The sequence below is a fragment of the Algoriphagus sediminis genome (genome assembly GCF_030403435.1).
Classification (GTDB): domain Bacteria; phylum Bacteroidota; class Bacteroidia; order Cytophagales; family Cyclobacteriaceae; genus Algoriphagus; species Algoriphagus sediminis.
Window position 1 is genome coordinate 326,389 of record NZ_JAUEPH010000001.1, and the last position, 20,139, is coordinate 346,527.

At 41.7% G+C, this 20,139-nt stretch carries 20 protein-coding genes; 16 read left to right on the plus strand and 4 right to left on the minus strand.

Translation table 11 applies throughout. The features are described 5' to 3' along the window. Position 1: 1 nt before the first annotated feature. From QVH07_RS01475 to QVH07_RS01485, 3 genes are read right to left on the minus strand one after another with little or no spacing between them, the layout of a single operon-like run. Positions 2 to 1,144 (minus strand): efflux RND transporter periplasmic adaptor subunit, encoded by a 1,143-nt coding sequence (locus QVH07_RS01475; protein WP_289998350.1) that lies wholly within the window; start codon positions 1,142 to 1,144, stop codon positions 2 to 4. A gap of 47 nt (positions 1,145 to 1,191) precedes the next feature. Beyond that, positions 1,192 to 2,553 carry a TolC family protein gene (locus QVH07_RS01480; RefSeq protein ID WP_289998351.1) on the minus strand — a complete coding sequence of 454 codons (1,362 nt, stop codon included), beginning with the start codon at positions 2,551 to 2,553 and terminating at the stop codon, positions 1,192 to 1,194. Continuing rightward, positions 2,550 to 3,167 (minus strand): TetR/AcrR family transcriptional regulator, encoded by a 618-nt coding sequence (locus tag QVH07_RS01485; protein WP_289998352.1) that lies wholly within the window; start codon positions 3,165 to 3,167, stop codon positions 2,550 to 2,552. Before QVH07_RS01485 ends, QVH07_RS01480 begins: the two co-directional genes overlap by 4 nt. A gap of 203 nt (positions 3,168 to 3,370) precedes the next feature. Here QVH07_RS01485 and QVH07_RS01490 point away from each other — a divergent pair, with 203 nt between their 5' ends. The 15 genes from QVH07_RS01490 (at position 3,371) to QVH07_RS01560 (ending at position 17,552) form a co-directional block, all read left to right on the plus strand. Continuing rightward, positions 3,371 to 4,162, plus strand: coding sequence for an alpha/beta fold hydrolase (locus tag QVH07_RS01490; protein WP_289998353.1), 792 nt, complete (start codon positions 3,371 to 3,373; stop codon positions 4,160 to 4,162). An 88-nt stretch (positions 4,163 to 4,250) separates the two neighbouring features. Next, the gene (purL, locus tag QVH07_RS01495; protein WP_289998354.1) at positions 4,251 to 7,931 is read left to right on the plus strand and encodes a phosphoribosylformylglycinamidine synthase; all 3,681 of its coding nucleotides are present in this window, start codon (positions 4,251 to 4,253) and stop codon (positions 7,929 to 7,931) included. Between the two features lie 114 nt (positions 7,932 to 8,045). Then, positions 8,046 to 8,774, plus strand: a complete 729-nt coding sequence (locus tag QVH07_RS01500) for a hypothetical protein (protein ID WP_289998355.1) — start codon at positions 8,046 to 8,048, stop codon at positions 8,772 to 8,774. A 3-nt stretch (positions 8,775 to 8,777) separates the two neighbouring features. Further along, a complete protein-coding gene (locus QVH07_RS01505; RefSeq protein WP_289998356.1) occupies positions 8,778 to 9,155 on the plus strand; it encodes a nuclear transport factor 2 family protein in 378 nt (125 codons plus the stop codon). 127 nt (positions 9,156 to 9,282) lie between these two features. After that, positions 9,283 to 10,206 (plus strand): ABC transporter substrate-binding protein, encoded by a 924-nt coding sequence (locus tag QVH07_RS01510; protein WP_289998357.1) that lies wholly within the window; start codon positions 9,283 to 9,285, stop codon positions 10,204 to 10,206. Beyond that, complete coding sequence (locus QVH07_RS01515; protein WP_289998358.1) at positions 10,203 to 10,745, plus strand: hypothetical protein; 543 nt, start codon at positions 10,203 to 10,205, stop codon at positions 10,743 to 10,745. Before QVH07_RS01510 ends, QVH07_RS01515 begins: the two co-directional genes overlap by 4 nt. Continuing rightward, entirely contained in the window at positions 10,742 to 11,563 is an 822-nt protein-coding gene (locus tag QVH07_RS01520; protein WP_289998359.1) for a tetratricopeptide repeat protein, read from the plus strand. Before QVH07_RS01515 ends, QVH07_RS01520 begins: the two co-directional genes overlap by 4 nt. A 77-nt stretch (positions 11,564 to 11,640) precedes the next feature. Then, positions 11,641 to 12,084 carry a nuclear transport factor 2 family protein gene (locus QVH07_RS01525; RefSeq protein ID WP_289998360.1) on the plus strand — a complete coding sequence of 148 codons (444 nt, stop codon included), beginning with the start codon at positions 11,641 to 11,643 and terminating at the stop codon, positions 12,082 to 12,084. Between the two features lie 21 nt (positions 12,085 to 12,105). After that, positions 12,106 to 13,752, plus strand: a complete 1,647-nt coding sequence (locus tag QVH07_RS01530) for an amidase (protein ID WP_289998361.1) — start codon at positions 12,106 to 12,108, stop codon at positions 13,750 to 13,752. A 41-nt stretch (positions 13,753 to 13,793) separates the two neighbouring features. Then, positions 13,794 to 14,618: a metallophosphoesterase family protein gene (locus QVH07_RS01535; RefSeq protein ID WP_289998362.1), complete on the plus strand. Its 825-nt coding sequence runs from the start codon at positions 13,794 to 13,796 to the stop codon at positions 14,616 to 14,618. 110 nt (positions 14,619 to 14,728) lie between these two features. Then, on the plus strand, positions 14,729 to 15,460 hold the full coding sequence (locus tag QVH07_RS01540; RefSeq protein WP_289998363.1) for a flavodoxin family protein: 732 nt from the start codon (positions 14,729 to 14,731) through the stop codon (positions 15,458 to 15,460). A 3-nt stretch (positions 15,461 to 15,463) separates the two neighbouring features. Continuing rightward, positions 15,464 to 15,940 carry a GyrI-like domain-containing protein gene (locus QVH07_RS01545; protein WP_289998364.1) on the plus strand — a complete coding sequence of 159 codons (477 nt, stop codon included), beginning with the start codon at positions 15,464 to 15,466 and terminating at the stop codon, positions 15,938 to 15,940. A 6-nt stretch (positions 15,941 to 15,946) separates the two neighbouring features. Beyond that, on the plus strand, positions 15,947 to 16,738 hold the full coding sequence (speB, locus tag QVH07_RS01550; protein ID WP_289998365.1) for an agmatinase: 792 nt from the start codon (positions 15,947 to 15,949) through the stop codon (positions 16,736 to 16,738). Positions 16,739 to 16,749: 11 nt separating this feature from the next. After that, a complete protein-coding gene (locus tag QVH07_RS01555) occupies positions 16,750 to 17,175 on the plus strand; it encodes a VOC family protein (protein ID WP_289998366.1) in 426 nt (141 codons plus the stop codon). A gap of 17 nt (positions 17,176 to 17,192) precedes the next feature. After that, positions 17,193 to 17,552, plus strand: a complete 360-nt coding sequence (locus QVH07_RS01560; RefSeq protein ID WP_289998367.1) for a hypothetical protein — start codon at positions 17,193 to 17,195, stop codon at positions 17,550 to 17,552. Positions 17,553 to 17,557: 5 nt separating this feature from the next. On the opposite strand, the gene QVH07_RS01565 is transcribed toward QVH07_RS01560, so the two are convergent. Further along, positions 17,558 to 18,436 (minus strand): DUF808 domain-containing protein, encoded by an 879-nt coding sequence (locus QVH07_RS01565; RefSeq protein ID WP_289998368.1) that lies wholly within the window; start codon positions 18,434 to 18,436, stop codon positions 17,558 to 17,560. A gap of 196 nt (positions 18,437 to 18,632) precedes the next feature. Between QVH07_RS01565 and QVH07_RS01570 the strand changes: the two genes are divergently transcribed. Beyond that, the gene (locus tag QVH07_RS01570) at positions 18,633 to 19,937 is read left to right on the plus strand and encodes an APC family permease (RefSeq protein WP_289998369.1); all 1,305 of its coding nucleotides are present in this window, start codon (positions 18,633 to 18,635) and stop codon (positions 19,935 to 19,937) included. Positions 19,938 to 20,139: the final 202 nt, after the last annotated feature.

A 20,139-nucleotide genomic window follows, 5' to 3' on the forward strand; every position in this document is an offset into this window, starting at 1 on the left:
TTTATAGTTGGGCTATGTTTACGTTAAAATTGTCTCCTACTTCCCTAAAGCCTTTGTCAACAAGAACTTCACCAGCATTCAAACCTGACAGAATCTCTGTCTCCATATCATACGTTTGACCACGATCTACGTATTTCTTCTTTGCTATTCCATCTTCTACGGCGTAGACATAATCACCCCGATTGTCGCTTAGGATCAAATGACTTGGAACTACTATTGCGTCCTCGTTTTCATAATCCCTAACCTCAAGCACTGAGATCATATTGGGCTTAATGTTTGCCATATTTGGCAAAAACACCTCTACTTTAAAGGTCCTGTTATTCGGATTGATTACCGCTCCTACCGATGAAACTTTAGTGGCTATTTTCTTATCTAAATTTGGGAAATACACATTCACAGAGTCACCCTTATCGATTACCCCTATGTAGGTTTCTGACACATCAGCCTCAATGTAAAGATCACTTTCCCCGATGAATTGGAACATTGGGGCTCCTGGCTGTACCAATTCTCCGAGTCTTACGTTCACTGTCTCGATCGTCCCAGTAAAAGGTGCCCGAATCATTGTTTTTGATAGCTGAGTCTCAAGAGAAGCTAGGCTTCTTTCCAGACTTTCTTTTCTGTTCTTAGCTTCCAAATATTGAATTTCAGTCCCGATCTCTTGCTCCCAAAGTCTTGCCTGCTTCTCGTATAGAGTGGTCGCCAAATCCAAGGTTGTTTCTAATTCATCAATGTTTTTCTGAATGACCTCGGAGTCAATCCTTGCCAATAGTTGGCCACGATTCACTCGCATCCCTTCAGTTACTGGAATTTCCAGAATCGTTCCCTGACTTTCGGAGCTTATACTTACGTTTTTCTTGGAAAGTACCGATCCTGTAAGCTCAACGAAATGCTGGAATTTCCCTTGCTTAACTTCAGCGGTAGTGATCAGAATTGACTTCTTGTTAGCTTGAGCAAAATCAGGGTCTAAAGTGGAAATCTCTTTTTCCAGCTCTTGAATCTGCATCTGCAGTTCACTGGCCTGGTTTCTAAGTTCAGCCAGTTCAGCAACCTTGGTTTCGACTGGGCTCTCCTCAGCCGCGCCTCCGCAGGCATAAATTAAGCCTGTCAGAGCTAAAATAGGTAAGGTTTTTAAGGTCGTTTTCATAATATTTATATTCTTGGATATGAAAGTCAATTTCAATTGTTGGTTGGTTAAAAGTTTAAGTCGGTTTGAAGTATTCCCAAAGCTCTTTCTAGGTCTACCTTAGCGATCAAGCCGTCATAAAGTGATGATAAATAGTTTATTTCGGCATCTTTTAGCGCTGCGTCAGCATCTACTAACTCAAGATTGCTTCCTACACCTTCATTGTACTTGATCTGTGCTATATCGAAAACCTCCTGAGCCAGCTTCATGTTTTCATTTTGAACTCGAAGGATTTCTATATCATTTCGAAGGTTTTGTTTAGCCTGATAAATCTCTAATGCGATGTTATCCTGTAAAAAGAATTGCTGGTTCTCAAGTTGCTGCATTTGAATTCGATTTTTCTGGATTCTAGCGCTTTTCGCAAGGCCATCAAAAATCGGAATACTCATGGTCACACCTAGCAAAGAACTGCTGAACCAATTAATTGAATTATATGTACCACTGAGTGAATTACCTGCACCACTTCTCTGATAATTACCATTGAATGTAATCTTCGGCATGTACTGGGCGTGATTATTCTTAAAGTCAAGCCTGGTCAGCTCAAGATTTTTCTGTAGCTGATCTTCCTCCACACGTCTCATACCTTCCATGGCCAAAAGCGTGTTTAGCTCTTCCTCTGGATTTAATTCTTGAAGGGTCTCAGTGATTTCAATGTCATATTCCTTAGGAAGACCCATATTAAGTTTTAAGAGTTGCTTGCTGATTTCATAGGCCGTTTGGGCTCTAGCTAAACTGGAAGATGTATTATTCCTTTGAACCTGAATTCTGGTCACATCTATTTTTTCCGAGAATCCAGCCTCATTTAATGCTTTGGTCTCCGCCAGAAGATCATCCAACCTATTCAAATTAGCCTCTGCAAGCTCAATCCGTCTTTGGTTCACCAAAACACCATAGTAAGCCTTTTTCACGGCCTCGATTACATCATTTTCAGTTTTCTCGAGATCAAACTGAGTTAGTTCATTTAGAGTTTTTGCCGCTCTCAAACCAACAAAGAAAGACCCGTCGAAGATCATCTGACTTACCGTCACGCCCAGACCGGAGGAATAATTCACACCAAATCTGGCAGGAATAACATCACTAGGAATACTTGGGTCTCCAAATGGCGGCTCATTAGGTAAGAAAACTACAGGAATCTCCGGGTTGTAATTGAGATTAAAGGAGCCATTTATCTGTGGAAGACCATCAGCCATGGTTTCTTTTACAGTTGCTTTGGATACCAATAATTCAAGCTTGGCATTTTTTGCATCCACATTATTCTCCAAGGCATATTCCAGACTTTCCATCAGGTTAAGCTGAAGTACATCTGTTTGAGCAGAAGCAATTCCCCCTGCTATCAAAAGTGTAATTAAAGTTGTCAAAAGGTTTTTCATAGAGCGGTGGTAGTTGGGTTGTTCTCTTTTTGGTTTTTGTAGGCTTTCCTTCCTTTCTCGGTAAATATTCCGTGGAGAAAATGATCCATCATCTCAAGCTGAATATCTGCGATATTTTTATCTCCTTCCATAAATTCCCGAGACTCAAATACACTATTGATTTGATTTACTCGAACTCTGGAGAGAATATCACTATCAATTTCTGGCCTGAAATAACCTAGCTTCTTCCCCTTCTCAAGAACATTTACAATATCTTTTCGAATTACATTTTCTTTGAAATCTTGGAAGATTGCCCAGGTTTGCGGAAAATACTTTTGGATTTCAAGGATGACCATGGGATTCATATTCGTAAGTCTTTCCCTCATAGCCTTGGAGGTATAAACCAGATTTTCAATCACTCCATCTTCCCCGTCCAGAATATTCTCAAGATGCTCGTGATCTTGGTCCAACATCCTCTTGAAGGCTGAATTCACCAAATCCTTTTTATCCTGGAAATCCTGATAAATAGTCTTCTTCGAAATACCTACCTGCCTGGCAATATCATCCATGGTCACGTTTCTAACCCCTAATCGGGTGAACATATCCGTGGCTGTTTCCAATATTTTATCTCGCATATCTCCGCTAATTTCGAGGCCAAAACTATGGAAACTAAAGAAGAGTTCAAAGTTTCCTCAGTTTTTTACAGAAATTTTATATTGACTTAACATTAAAATTATTCGAAATGCAGTTTTCATATTTTAAAATATCATATTTCCCAAAATTTAATTTTGCTTCGCAATCGATTGCGAAGTAATTTCTACTCAATTAACTTTAGAAAATGAGTTTTCATTCAAGCCCTTGGGGTAAGCTTCACTACTTAAGGAAAGGTTCAGGACCAAACATCACCTTAATTTTCCATGGTTTCGGTCAAACCCATAAAGACATGCTTCCTTTGGACAAAATCAGAAAAGAAAAAGACTCCTTTATTTATATAGATATGTTTTACCACGGCAGGTCCATTTGGCAAAATTCCGAGGTACTTCTGGATAAGGAAAAGTGGAAAATCTTAATCGAAAGTCTATTGATGGAATTGGAGGCCAAAAGTTTTAATCTAATTGGCTTTAGCATGGGTGGTAAGCTCTCCTTGCTCACCTATGAATTAATTCCCAATCGGGTCGAAAGAATGATACTTCTTGGACCTGACGGAATTAAAACAGGAAAGTGGTACAACACGTCCAGTTATCCAGATTTTTTCAGTCCTGCTCTCAAAAGAGTGGTTTTCAAACCACAAAGAGTTTTTGCAATCACCAAAGGCCTAAAAAAAGTTGGAGTACTTGATAAAAGCATTTACAAATTCGTAACCACACAAATGCAGAGCCGATCCAAACGGGCACAGGTCTATTTTGTGTGGAAGGTATTCGGCAGAATCCAATTGAACATAGGTAAAATCATCCGCGAAGCCAGAGCCAAAAAAACGCCTTTTGATTTATTCATTGGGGAATTTGACGCTATGATCACCCTGTCAAACGTAGAAAAATTCTCAAAGAAAATTCAACAACTAGAATTAAAAATTCTTCCTGTTGGCCATGGTGATTTGATTGAAGCCGTGGCGGAAGACCTTAGAAAATGACCAGGAAACAGATAGCTTAAATCCCTCTTTTTAGCTCTTCCATCTCAGGGTACAAATCCTTACCTTTGCGACTTATCAAAACTGGCACATGATTTTCTTCTTTGAATCCCTAGAAAAACGAATTTTTGCTGTAGAATCCGGTAATGAATTTTCCCCGGAAGACCTCGAAAAACTTATTTGGCTCTTTGGTGGGGCCCAGCAAATCAAAGCAGAAGCTGTAGGTGGAAAGTTTTCTGGCCCCAGAAAAGAAATGATTACTCCCTGGTCCACTAATGCAGTGGAAATAACCAGAAATATGGGATTAGAAGGAATCCTAAGAATTGAAGAATTTCTTCCCATTCAAGAAGGTGAAGAAATCGACCCCATGCTTCAAAAGGCTTACGAAGGACTAGATCAGGAAGTCTTCAAAATTGACCTTGATCCTGAGCCAATCAAAAATATCGAGGACATAGCAAGCTATAATGAAAAGGAAGGTCTCGCACTGAGCCAGGAAGAAGTTGACTATTTAATCGATGTTTCAAAGCAATTGGGGAGACCGCTTACTGATTCAGAAGTTTTTGGATTTTCCCAGGTCAATTCCGAGCATTGTCGTCACAAAATCTTCAATGGAACATTTATCATCGATGGAGAGGAAAAGCCCAGCACCCTTTTTCAGATGATTAAGGAGACTTCAAAACTTAACCCCAATCGGATCGCTTCTGCTTATAAAGATAACGTGGCGTTCGTAGAAGGACCAAAAGCCCAGCAATTTGCTCCAAAAACACAGGATAAGGCAGATTTTTTCGAAACCGATGAAATTGACACAGTAATCTCCCTTAAGGCAGAAACTCATAACTTCCCCACCACAGTGGAGCCATTTAATGGAGCGGCAACTGGAGGGGGTGGAGAAATCAGAGATAGAATGGCAGGAGGTACAGCCTCAATTCCTTTGGCTGGAACAGCCATCTATATGACTTCTTATGCCAGAACCGAGGAAGGCAGAAGCTGGGAAAAGAATCTGAAGCCCAGAAAGTGGCTTTACCAAACACCAATGGATATTCTGATCAAAGCATCTAATGGAGCTTCAGACTTTGGGAATAAGTTTGGTCAGCCACTAATCTGTGGGTCAGTTTTGACTTTCGAGCATGAGGAAGAAGGCAAACATCATGGCTTTGACAAAGTGATTATGCTGGCAGGGGGTGTTGGCTATACCAACGCTAAATACACAAAGAAGAAAAACCCTAAACCAGGAGATAAAATTATCATCATGGGTGGTGATAATTATAGAATCGGGATGGGTGGCTCTGCAGTTTCTTCCCTGAACACAGGTGAGCTTTCCAATGCTCTGGAATTGAATGCAGTTCAGCGTTCTAACCCGGAAATGCAAAAGAGAGTAGCGAATGTGATTCGGGCTATGGCCGAAAACAAAAACAACCCAATCGTCTCCATCCACGATCACGGTGCGGGTGGCCATTTAAATTGTCTTTCTGAACTGGTAGAAACTACCGGAGGTACGATTCATATTGACCAGCTACCTGTCGGGGACCCCACTCTTTCTGCAAAGGAAATAGTGGGTAATGAGTCTCAGGAAAGAATGGGATTGGTAGTGGGTGAAGAGGATATTGACAAGCTTAAGACGATCTCCGAAAGGGAAAGAGCTCCATTTTATGTGGTGGGAGAAACCACAGGGGACATGCACTTTAAATTCGAAAACCAGAAAACAGGTGAAAAGCCTGTAGACTGGAATCTCGCTTACATGTTTGGCTCCTCGCCAAAAACCATTCTGGAGGATAAAGCACTAAAACCCAATTTTTCGGATGCAGAATACGATGGAAATCAAATCAAATCTTATATCAAAGAAGTCCTTCAGCTTGAAGCTGTGGCTTGTAAGGATTGGTTAACCAACAAAGTGGATAGATCTGTAACTGGACGGGTAGCAACCCAACAAACTGTGGGAGAGATACAGCTGCCTCTGAATGACGTTGCTGTAATGGCTTTAGATTTTACTGGTGAAAAAGGGATAGCCACTTCTATAGGTCATGCTCCTGTGGCCGCTTTGGCTAATCCTGAAGCGGGCAGCAGACTTGCGATAGCCGAAGCTTTGACCAATTTAGTTTTTGCGCACATTCAGGATGGACTAGCTGGAATTTCATTGTCCGCTAACTGGATGTGGCCAGCCAAAAATCCTGGCGAAAATGACAGGCTTTATCGAGCTGTGGAGGAGGTTTCCAGATTTGCCATCGAATTGGGAGTAAATATCCCAACTGGTAAGGACTCATTGTCAATGGCTCAAAAATACCCAGATGGCAAAACGGTCTATTCCCCAGGAACAGTAATCATTTCCACTGTAGGTGAGTGCTCCGATGTGAAAAAGACAGTTCAAACAGCCCTGAAACCCGCCTATGGTAGTCGTATTCTGTACATTGATATGTCCCGAGATGAATTTAAGCTCGCTGGTTCAAGTTTTTACCAGGTCTTAAATAAGGTGGGGAATGAACCACCAACCGTTCAAGACCCTATTTATTTTGCCGAAGCATTCGAAGAAATTCAAGATTTGATCGATCAAACATGGGTACTTGCTGGGCATGATATTTCAGCTGGCGGATTGATTACCGCAATGTTAGAAATGTGCTTTCCTTCCAAAGGAGTGGGTCTTTCAGTGAACCTCGAAAGAATTGGAGAGAGTGATATTTCCAAGGCCCTATTTGCGGAAAATCCGGGAGTTTTGATCCAGGTAGCTGATGATCATGCTGTTGAAGAATTACTGGCAGAATCAGCTATTGATTATGTGGAATTAGCGACGGTTACTGATTCAGGAAGAATTGATTTTGAAGGTCTGGATCTCTCACTTGATGTGGAAGAAATGAGAGATATTTGGTTCAAGTCCAGCTATCTTTTAGACCGAAAGCAAAGTGGAGAAGTGCTTGCCAAGGAGCGATTCGAAAACTACAAAAAACAACCTCTATCCTTTTATTTTGCCAAAGGCTGGAAAGGAGATTTAGCGAGTTCAGAAATCGATCCTTTTAGAAAAACAGAGGCTAAAGCCAAAGCTGCAATCATAAGAGAGAAAGGAGTAAATGGCGACAGGGAAATGGCTTATGCCTTGTGGTTGGCAGGTTTTGATGTGAAGGATGTTCACATGACTGATCTGATTTCAGGCAGGGAAAACCTTGAGGATGTTCAGATGATCGTTTTTGTGGGAGGTTTCTCAAACTCAGATGTTCTCGGATCCGCCAAAGGCTGGGCAGGTGCCTTCCTTTACAATCAAAAAGCCAAGCAGGCTTTAGATAACTTTTATGCTCGAGAAGACACTCTTAGCCTTGGTGTTTGTAACGGATGCCAGTTGATGACAGAACTTGGTTTAATCACACCTGAGCTTTCAGAGAAGCCGGCTATGCTTCATAATGAAAGTCATAAGTTTGAATCTGCTTTTGTCAATGTGACCATTCCAGAAAATAACTCTGTGATGCTAGGAAATCTTTCTGGACAGAGATTGGGTGTTTGGATAGCACATGGAGAAGGAAAATTCTCTTTACCCGGAGATAAGTCAAACTATAATTTTGCTATGAATTACAGTTACGAGGCTTACCCTGGAAATCCAAATGGATCCGATTATGCTACCGCCGGAATTGCATCTAAGGATGGAAGACACCTGGCAATGATGCCTCATATCGAGCGAAGCCTAAAACCCTGGAACTGGCCGCACTATCCTGCAGATCGTTCTGATGATTTCACTCCTTGGTTGGAAGCATTTATAAATGCCCGAAAATGGGTTGAAAAGCACAGTTAAAATCCCATACCTTAAAATTAAATCCCCGGAGATCAATTCTGGGGATTTTTTGTTTAGAAATAATTGAGGAAAAAATATACTTTAATCAGGTTGCGAAAATTGTAATTTAGCCTGATGGAAGAAAGGGAAAATAAAAAATCCTCCAGCATCAGGAAAAAGAAAAGCTGGAGAAAATATGGTCTAGAGTTTCTTTCGATTTTTATCGCCGTCATATCCGCATTTGCTTTAGAAAATTGGAGACTCGCTAATCAGGAAAACCAATCAGAAACCAAAATATTAAAAGAAATAGCTAATGGATTGGAAGCCGACCTATCGGACACCAGACTCAATATGGCCGGACACGAAAATGGAATAAAAGCGGCGGTTTTCTTTCTGGATTTACTAGAGGATAAAGTTGAAAATCCTGACTCTACAGGGATTTATTTTCACTACTTATTAAGAGATTTTATCAGTATCCAAAACGTAGCGGGATATGAGACTTTGAAGTCAAAAGGCTTAGAGTTAATCAAAAATGATAACCTCCGTCTAGAAATAATTTCGCTGTATGAATATGATTACAGTTCCCTGAAAAAGCTGGAAGAGGAGTATCTTGAAATGCAATTCTTTCAAAGTTTCTTTCACCAGATTAATTCCATTCTATCTCCCCATTTTTCTTTTAATTCTGAGGGAAAACTCTCAGGAATCAAAACCCCTCTAAACCTTACTTCCAAGGAAAAAAACCTAATAAAGACTTACCTCTGGAAAATAAAACTGAACCGGGAATTCATATTAAATTTTTACAAGAATCTTGAAAACCGAAATGAATCCCTCCGGCAAAATATTCTTAAGGAATTAGATGAATAGCTGATGTCAATCGAAAAGAACAAACAAAATGCAATTGCCTTTTATAAATTAGCATTTGAAGGTAATCCAGCGGAGGCAGTGGAAAAATATGTTGGCGATGAATATATCCAGCATAATCCAGATGTAGCGGACGGATTACAGGGTTTCATCGATTATTTCGATCGAATGCAAAGGGAGTATCCTGATAAAAGCATTGAATTTGTACGAGCCGTAGCTGAATGCGATCTGGTGGCTTTACATACTCATCAGATTTGGCCCAAAAATGAGGAATACATCACCATGGATTTTTTTAGATTTGATTCAAACGGAAAGATTTGTGAACACTGGGATTCCATCCAAAAAATCCCCAAGCAATCGGCTAACCCTAATACTATGTACTGAATACTGTTTTATTCCCTGGTTTACTTCAAAGTAACATTGAGCAATTCTGAAACGTAGATTCATAAAATTGACAGTCTAACCGACGCTGATACATTATAATTAAGAAACCCAAAATCAACTTTTTACCATGGATAGAATCAATCTAGCTTTGGACTGGACACCAAACATTAATCACATCGGATTTTTCATAGCCCGGGATAAAGCCTTTTTCGCAGAACTTGATTTAGAAGTTCATATCTCCGATCCTTCTTTTGATAATTATGCCATTACCCCCGCGAAGAAGGTTGAGTTGGGTATTGCCGATTTTGCCCTCTGTCCTACCGAGAGCATCATAAGCTACCAGACCAAGAAAAAAACTTTTAAACTCATTGGCGTCAGTGCAATCCTTCAGGAAGATTTGAGCGCCATTGTGGTTTCCAGTGATTCGGGTATTCAGTCTCCCAAAGACTTGGATGGCAAAAGTTATGCTTCCTATCAGGCACGATATGAGGATGAGATCGTTCGTCAGATGATAATAAAAGATGGTGGAATGGGTGCACTTGAACTCCATTATCCGAAAAAACTTGGAATCTGGGAAACTGTGACCAAAGGGCAGTTCGATTCAACCTGGATATTTCTGAATTGGGAAGGTGTGGAAGCTGAGCAAAAGGGAGTGAGTTTACGCAGCTTCAGATTAGCAGATTATGACATCCCTTATTCCTACTCACCGATTTTGGTTACCGATGAACAAAACCTTCGAAATCGAGAGGATGCCTATCGAAGGTTTATTCAGGGGTGTAAAAAAGGCTTTCTCCATTCTGTAAGTAATCCAGAGGAGTCCATCCAAATTCTTAGAAAATATTTACCCCCTAGAGACAGAGATATGGATTTGGCAAAATGCCTTGAAATCACTGCTCCTCATTTTGGAGACAAGTCCAATTGGGGATTGATTTCAGAACAAAAAATGAAAAGCTTTCTGGACTGGATTTATGAACATAAACTGGAATCTAAAAAGCTCAATGTGAGAAACCTTTATTCCAATTCGCTTCTTAAAGCTAAAAGCAACTCATGAATAAAAGTGTAAAAGCGGCTATCTTGATGGTTCTCACTCTCCTTAGCTGTCAAGGCAATAAAGTGGAAGAGGAAAAAATCATTTCAATTGCAGCTAAAAAAGAAAAACCTTATCGCTGGGTGGATGACATCCAAGCTAATCCAGATTTAGATAACCCCTCTTTTGAAGTTTGCTATTCAGACCTCACTACCAAACAGTATTTTAATTTAGGTTTCGGGACCCAATACGAGGGAGAAAGACCTGAGATTTACAGAATGTTTGAGGAGAATTATACTCCTGTGGATAATGATCAAAGTGGTTGGATCAGGATTCGTTTCATCGTGAATTGTAAAGGAGAAACCGGAAGGTTCCGGGTACTTAGCTCGGATGAAAATTACAATGAAATGGAGTTTGACCCTCAGATTATAAATCAGCTCCTCGATATCACAAAGTCTATGGATGGATGGAAAATCCTACCAAATACTGAAACCCCCATAGACTATTATCAATACCTTATTTTTAAAATGGATAAGGGTAAAATCCTCGAAATTCTACCATGAAAACCCTTTTCACATTCCTTTTAGCTTTCTTCATTTCGATTGGAACTTTTGCTCAGGTAAACTGTGAGGCTTACAAATACATGGGAGATAGCCTAAAGTACGAAGCTTGTAAAGAAGCAGAAAAAAGGGCAGGCCACTATCAATTTAGCTATGAATATCAAAATGCCCTTGATAAAGCTTTGGCCATAGATTCCACCTTCTCGGATGCTTATAAATATAAATCCACAGCCTATCTGAAGGCAGGTAATTTTATAGAGTGGAAAAAGTTAATGGATAAAGCAGTGGAGCTTGATCCTGAGTCACATCTCTTTTATCGCGGATGGTGTAGATTCCAATTTTTCAGAGATTATAAAGGGGCCATTGAAGACATAGAGAGGTTGGATAGTCTGGCGGATTACGATATAGGTTTTGGACAAAATGGCTACTACCATCTTCAAACTACTCGGGCTTTATGTTATAAGCAGATTGGCCAGCAGGCCAAAGCCATTTCCATTTTTGAATCATGCCTTGATGATCCGGAATTCATTCATGGACCATACTTCTATGTTCATCTTGGGGTTCTTTATCTTGAACAAAAGTCCTTTGCGAAAGCAGAAAAATATCTACTTCTCCAGCAGGAAGAAAATGATCTAGCAGAAAATAGATTTTATCTCGCAAGAGTCTATCTGGCACAGGGAAGAACCGCGGATGCTTTATCAAATCTGGAGATAGCCAAAGAAAAGTATGAGAATGGTTTGAGCTTTTTTGATCCCTACGGTCCCCAGGTTGATCAAATTTTCTTGGAGGATATTGAGACTGCCCTGGCAAGCCTAAAATAGGCTCCCCTACTTTCAGTGAAGGGAAACCTATTCATTTGAAGGTTTTATCTTCTATATTGGATTTAAGTTATTTCGAAATGAAGTTATTTTTCATCACCCTCCTCCTCTTCAGCAATGGTTATCTCTTTGCTCAATCAAATTGTCTTACCGAAAAGAATTTGCTTCAGACTGACCTGGACTGGGAACAAGCACTTTTGAAGGCAGACACGGCTTTCTTAAACGGTTTATTGGCGAAGGACTTTGTATGGGTGCATAATCATGCCTCTCTTATTGATTCCAAAAGTGATGTTTTAAAAAGGGCAGCTGCCCAACTGGCAAACGGCTCCGATAATACCCGTTCTCGAATTTCGGATGAAGTGAAGGTTTTCATATTTGGAAATACTGCGGTAGTGAATGGTTACACTATGGTAGATCGAGGCCCAAAACCGACAAAGTATAATTTCATGCGAACTTATACGGAGGTGGAGGGCAAATGCTATCTTCTATCCAATCACACCATGGCTATTCCCGATGATGAATAGACTTTTCAACTACTCTGCTACATGAAGAAACTCGGTATCCTATCGTTAATTTTTATCCTTTTAAACTTTGCCTGTGGCAAACAAAGAATCACAAAATCTGACATAAGGCATGCGCAGAATATTTTTGGAATGGAATTCACCCCATCCCAAATTTCCACCATGCAGGAATACCTGAACTCAAACCTTCAGGGTTACGATTCAATGAGATTATCTCCTCTGGGTTTTGAAGTTATTCCAGCAATGACCTTTGATCCCCTACCCATGGGATTTGAATTCAGCGAATCTCCTTCTGTTTTTGAGTTTGAGTTTAATGAGGATATTAGGATGCCGGAGGATAAAAATGAGCTGGCCTTTTATTCTGTTGCGGACTTGTCCGTCTTGATTAAGACAAAGCAAATCTCATCAGTGGAACTTACAGAATTCTTTCTGGAAAGAATCAGGAAGTTTGACCCAAAACTTCAGGCCATAATTACAATTACTAAAGAAAGGGCAATGGTGCAGGCCAGAAAAATGGACGAAGAACTGGCTAATGGAAATTACCGGGGCCCTCTACATGGAATCCCCTACGGTGCCAAAGACTTGCTAGCGGTAAAGGATTACCCAACCACCTGGGGATCAGAAGCCTATAAAAATCAGTACTTTGATGAAAATGCCACCGTAATCGAAAAACTGGATAAAGCAGGTGCAGTATTAGTATCGAAGCTAGTTTCCGGCTCGCTGGCGAGAGGAGATGTCTGGTTTGGAGGAAAGACTAAAAACCCCTGGGACTTGAACCAGGGAGCAAGTGGTTCCTCAGCGGGCTCAGGTTCGGCAACGGCCGCTGGCTTGGTGCCGTTTGCGATTGGCACAGAGACTTTAGGGTCCATTACCTCACCTTCTAATAGAAATGGAATCACAGGACTTCGTCCTACCTACGGGCGAGTGAGCAGATATGGAGCCATGACCTTATCCTGGAGCATGGATAAAATCGGACCAATGGCTCGATCGGCAGAGGATTGTGCCCTCATTTTCGAAGCGATGTATGGTAAGGATGCAAAGGATATGATGACCATTCCAGCTCCTTTTTCCTATGACAACACCAAGCAAAATGAAAACCTGAAGATTGGATACTTCAAGGAGTTTTTTGAGGAAGACTCCTCCAGTTCAAGAGACAATAATCTGGAAATACTTGATGAAATTAGAGCATTAGGGTATGAATTAACAGAGGTAGAATTACCCAAAACCATTTATCCCAGAGCTTTTGACGTAATTTTAAGAGCAGAGGCAGGAGCTTTTTTCGATGAATTGGTCTTATCAGGATCGAGTGCCTCTTTGGTGGAACAGGGAGAAAGCTCCCGAGCCAATTCGCTTCGGCAATCTCGATTTATTCCAGCTGTGGAATATCTTCAGGCCAATAGACACCGAAGATTGTTGATTGAAGATTTTCATCAGACCATTTCGGGTTTTGATGTTCTTCTTACCCCAACAAGAAATTTTAAACAGCTCATGGTAACCAACCTCACGGGCCATCCTGCCTTGGCCATTCCCACCGGCTTGGACTCTGCGAATCACCCGACCAGCCTAACTCTTTTGGGTAATCTTTTTGATGAAGAAAAATTGTTGGAGCTGGGTACTTTAATTCAGTCCAAAACGGATTTTCATAAAAAGACCCCGCATGGTTTTGAATAGTTAGGTTAATTATATTTTGGAGGAAAATAATAAAAGATCAAATGAAAAGACGTCCCTTTATTAAGAGCCTTGGAGCTATTGGAGGTTCACTTTTTGCGGCAAACTCATTTGCCACCCTCACAGCCAAAGAATATCGACAGTTAGATGATGACTTTGCTGGGCAATATAAAATCATCACGGCTTCAGATGGCCATTATGGTCAACCAGACACGGACTATGAAAAGAGTCATTCTGATCTGGTGAAGGCCATCTGGAAAGAAAAGGCAACTGACTTCATCGTGTTCAATGGAGACCTGATTCATGATGAGCCCCAGTTTATGATGCAAGTCAAAGAAGTTTATGATTCCATAAAAATGCCCTATTACGTGAACAAGGGAAATCATGATCGGGTAGACCCGATGCGATGGAAAGCCATTTGGGGTCAGGATCAGGACACCGGATTTATTCATGATGAAAAGTTTGGAGTAATCCTTCTGAATTGCTCCAACGAGGCCGGAGATTACCTCTGTGCGAATTTGGACTATCTTCAAGCAAAGTTATATCAATACAGTTCCCTGGAATCGATTCTGGTATTTATCCATATTTCCCAAAATGACTGGACCCGACATGGAATCGCTTGTGAGGATTTTCTTAGCACCATCTCTGAATATGATAATGTTAAAGCCACATTCCATGGACATGATCACGATGTAGATGGGATCATGTGGAATCGTAAAAAACCCTATTTCTGGAGTGGGCATTTTGGAGGGAGTTGGGGTAATCCCTCCCCCAGCTATAGGGTCATTGAATTGGGTGAAGATGGAAGGATGCGCACAGCCCTGAAGCGGGTCTCCGATGGAGAAATCCTGAATGCGCATTTGGTTTGAGGGAAGTCTTTTAAGCTAAAGCCCTACACATTCTCAGGGTAAAATCTTATATTCTTCTTTATTCAAGCTTAAGCATTCGCTAATTTTTATTTAACCCAAAAGCCAACTATATGAACCCCAGATTCCAAGGACTAAAAGCAATGTACATCAACTGCACATTGAAAAAGTCACCTGATCCCAGCCATACAGAAACTCTTATGTCTCTTTCCAAAGGCATCATGAAAAGAGAAGGGGTAGAGGTAGATGAGATTAGATTAGTCGATCATGAGGTTCCTCCGGGTGTTTATCCAGATATGATTGAACATGGCTGGTTTAGGGATGAGTGGCCGGAAATATTTAAGCGGATTTTTGCCTCAGATATTCTAATCATAGGCACTCCTATCTGGCTAGGCGAAAAATCTTCCGTTGCCACAAAGCTAATTGAAAGGCTTTACTCCATGAGTGGAAAGACCAATGATAAGGGGCAATACCTTTTTTATGGAAAGGTCGGAGGATGCCTGATCACTGGAAATGAAGATGGAGCAAAACATTGCGCCATGGGCATTCTTTATGCACTCCAGCATGTAGGATATAGCATCCCCCCACAGGCGGATTCTGGCTGGCTGGGTGAAATTGGTCCGGGACCGAGTTATGGCGATACCGAATGGGATGGGAAAAAGCTGGATACCCCGGTAGGTCTAGACAGTGATTTTACCAATCGAAATACCACCTTCATGACTTATAATCTCATGCATCTGGCTTCCATCTTAAAGTCAAACAATGGATATCCAAATTTGGGTAACTCAAGCAAGGATTGGAATGAGGGTACTCGATGGAATTTTGATAATCCTGAATATCGCTAAGCCATGAATTACCCAAAACCAGAAATTAAAACCATCGAGAAAAAACTCCTGATCGGGAAGCATCTGGAGATGAGTATGGCTGATAACAAGACTAGAGAACTCTGGCAAAGCTTTGGTCCGGAAATAAAGGGCATACTTAATCGAAAAGACCAGCTTCGCTATTCCCTTCAGGTCTATCCTTCTGATTACTATCAAAGCTTTTCCCCCACAAAACAATTTACCAAATGGGCTGCCGTGGAGGTAGAAAAAGAAACCTCAATGGAAGGTTTGGAGACATTTAACTTAGAGGAAGGCAAATACGCGGTATTTTATTATCAGGGAATGCCGGGTGATCCCTCCATTTTTCAATATATCTATGGACCCTGGATACAAAATTGTCCTTTCCAATTGGATGAACGGCCACATTTTGAAATCCTGGGTGAAAAATACAAACCAGGTTCTGCCGAATCAGAAGAAGAAATCTGGATACCTATCAAATAGCTTTTTATGATCAAAGTTTTAGGCGTACCCTACGATTTAAATTCCTCATTCTTAAGAGGACCCGGATATGCACCGGACAGAATTAGGGTAATGGATTCTGAAGGTTCAGCCAATAGGTTTAGCGAGAATGGCACAGAGATCATTCCTGGTCAAACCTATACTGATCTTGGGGATCTGGATTTTCCAAGTATCGAACCGAGGAAAGTCTACGAGTATATCAAATCTCAGGTCAAGGCTCTTATCGAAACTGGCGACCCCCTCCTGAGCATTGGTGGAGACCACTCCGTCAGCTTTCCAATCATCGAAGCTCATGCCGAGCGATATACCAATCTCCACATTTTGCATTTCGATGCGCATGGAGATTTATATGAAAACTTTGATGACAATACATTTTCTCATGCCTCTCCTTTTGCAAGGCTTATGGAAACAGGGAAAATTACCTCCCTTACCCAGGTGGGAATAAGGACGCTGAATACACATCAAATTGAGCAAGCCAAAAAATACGGGGTTAAGCAAATAGAAATGAGAGATCTAAATGACGCTTTTCTCCGGGAGCTGTCCGATCCTCTTTATATTTCTTTGGACATCGACGTACTGGACCCGGCATTTGCTCCGGGAGTCTCTCATCATGAACCCGGAGGTTTGAGCACCCGACAACTCATAGATTTTATTCTCCGACTCCCTCATAAACCCATCGGGGCGGATTTAGTGGAATACAATCCCAAAAGAGATCTGAATGACATGACAGCTATGGTGGGATATAAATTAATGAAAGAGCTTATCGCAAAAATGATTTAACCCTAAACGCTATGGAAGATTCAAAACCAAAAGTAACCGGAATAGGTGGTGTCTTTTTTAAAACTAAAGACCCTGAAGCCACCAAAAAGTGGTACAGTGAAAATCTGGGACTTGCCGTGAATCAATGGGGATCGGCTTTCGAGTTCCGAAATGCCCATCGACCAGATGAGCTTAATTACTTAAGCTGGAGTCCTTTTTCCAAAGACAGCGATTATTTCGATCCTTCCGAAAAGGAATTCATGATTAACTACCGGGTTCAGCACATCGAGAAACTAGTGGAAAACTTAAAAGCAAATGGAGTTACCATTTGCGATGAAATAGAAACCTACAGCTACGGAAAGTTTGTGCATATCATGGATGCAGACGGAAACAAAATCGAGCTTTGGGAACCCATAGATCGAGTTTTTACTGAAATGGGAGAAGAAACCACCAAATAATTAAACTCAAGTTTACTATGAAAAAGACGACCTTATTACTCAGCCTTTTGGCCCTTTTTAGCTTCACATCTTTGGCACAGGAAGACATTTCAGGCACCTGGATTTTCAATGTTCAAACCGATATGGGTGGAGGAAATCCGGTTTTTATCATTGAACAAGATGACTCCGGCAGGCTCACAGGAACCTACAAAGGAGCTTTGGGCGAAGCCCCAATAGAAGGAGCCATAGAAGAAGACGGCTCTGTCAATATCGCTTTCAGTGTGCAAGGAAATCCAATCAAGTACATTGGCAAGCTGGAAGAGGGTAAGATCGTGGGAAAAGTAGACCTTGCCGGAATGGCTAACGGAACCTTCGTTGGGGAACGAAAGGAAGAATAAACGCCCTAGGCTGCTTTCTTTTTACCAAACAGCTTTTTCACCCCACTGATCACAAACAGCGTGATAAAACCCATCACAAGACCAATCAGCATGTCCCGTAAAATCGCTGGCCAGCTTTCCAAAAGATGATGGAAAAAGTCAATATTATGGCTGAAAATCCCACCGGAAACGAGCAGCAAGGCAATGGTCCCAACAATGGTCAGACCCTTGATCACCATAGGAAGAGCATTGATCAGAAAGCGACCAACCTTATCTGAGAAGCTATCATCTTGCTCATTTAGATTGACTAAGCTCAGGCCAAACTCATCCATACGGACGATAAGTGCCACCAGTCCATAAACCCCAACTGTGGCCACTAGGGCAATGACGGAAACCACAATGATTTGTGTGGTCAAATCAGATTCGGTGACTGTCCCTAAGGCTATGATAATAATCTCGACCGACAGGATAAAATCAGTTAAAATCGCTGACTTGATCTTTTTCTTTTCCAGCTTTTTCAATTGCTCCTCACTCAATTCTATCAGATGGTCTTTTTGCTTTAGAGGAGTATGAGGAAAGAAATACTCATAAATCTTTTCAGCTCCTTCATAAGCCAGATAAAACCCTCCCAAAATCAAGAGCATGGTGATCACAGAAGGAACGAATGCGCTAAGAACAAAAGCAAGGGGGAGAATAATAAGCTTATTCAGCAAGGAGCCCTTGGTAATGGCCCAAAGAACCGGAAGTTCCCGATCCGCCACAAAGCCGGAAGCTTTCTCAGCATTCACTGCCAGGTCATCACCCAAAAGGCCAGCGGTTTTCTTAGCCGCCACTTTACTCATCACGGACACATCGTCCATCAACGTGGCCACATCATCCAAAAGTGCTATCAGTCCTGAAGCCATAAAATTTATAGAAAAATGAAATCAGATTTTTGACGAAAATAGGGGTAGTAGTTCAGCTCTCCAAAAAGACATCCCACCAAATCTGTTCCCATAGCTTTCTTTAGGGAAATACTCCATCCGGAATGACGAACGGCTTGTCTTCTTTCTGTTTTTTGGCTTATCTTCCACGTTTATTCACCCAAGCCAGATTCATCCCTTGCCCAAATCATTACCTCAAGAAATCAAAGAAAAACTTCCCAGAAACCTTGGACTCTGGGGAGTCTGGATGCTCGTAGTCAATGGATTTATCGGTGCCGGAATTTTCGGATTGCCCTCAGGGGCAGCTGCTTTGGCCGGAGAATATAGTGTCTTTATCTATGTGATCTGTGCCTTGCTGATGCTACCGGTGATTTTAAGTTTTGCGGAAGTGGGTAGTTACTTTAAGGGAACTGGTGGTCCCACCAAGTATGGTACCGCTGCCTTTGGGCCTTTTATTGGCTTTCAGGGAGGATGGTTGTATTACCTGGCTCGACTGATTTCCTTTTCTGCCAACTCCGTCCTCCTTACGGATAGCATTGGTTATTTCTTTCCTGCACTCGCTGCAGGAAATGGAAGATTGCTGACCCTTGTACTGATTATAGGTATTCTGACACTGGTTAATATCATAGGAAGTTCGGAGTCTATGAAATCCATGGGGCTCTTTACCCTGATCAAGTTCACAGTTCTGATCGGACTCGTTTTTAGCGGGGTGATCATGCTGGGCCCTGAAGTGATCCCAAGTTTTGATTCAGCCCTTCCTATGGGTTCGGATATAGGAGCAGCTACCCTACTCTTGATTTATGCCTTTGTGGGATTCGAAGGCGCGGTGGTTCCTGCAGGAGAAGCTAAAAACCCGGAACGGGATATGCCTTTGGGTTTAATTCTGGGTCTCGCCGTGGTGGTCTTTCTGTATATGGCTATACAACTCGTTTCTCAGGCTGCAGTTCCCGATCTGGCCTCCACAAAAACTCCCCTATTGGACGCTTCCGCTGCTCTTTTCGGGGAACCCGGGGCTATTTTCCTGATGGTGGGCGTCACTACCTCCGTAATCGCGAATCTGATCGGAGCCATGTTTAGCGCCTCCCGGGTCACCTATGCTCTGGCGCTCGATCAGTCTTTCCCAAAATGGTTTGGGACCGTTAATGATAAATACCTAACACCAGCGAATTCCATTTTATTTTTCGGGATCGTGGCTTTTGTGCTGGCAGCAATGGGATCCTTCACCTTTTTGGCAGCCATGACCGTGCTGGCCCGACTGTTTCTTTTTGGGATGACCTGTGCTTGTATTCCGGTCTTACGACCAAAGTTCAAAGACAAAAAAGTCTTTATTCTCAAAGGAGGGTATCTGATTCCTGTACTGGGAGTAGCCGCCTGTACCTGGCTGATGTTCCAAGTAACTTGGACCAATATCTGGATGACAGGGGTATTGATTGGGATAGGGACCGTGCTGTATTTGGTTAGTCGGAAAAAGGGGCAAAACTAGACTCAAATTAAAGCCCAAGGGTTTAAACCGTTGGCTATAATCCTCAAATACCATGGCTTGTATCCTCACAAACCATTAATCAGCTTTGCTGCTTCTGGACAAGCAGCGGCAAAATACGACAAATGCCTTATGGCTGAATTCTATTAAAAGATTCAAATTGAGGATGTTAAATCAATCGATAGACTACCCAAACCAACACTCA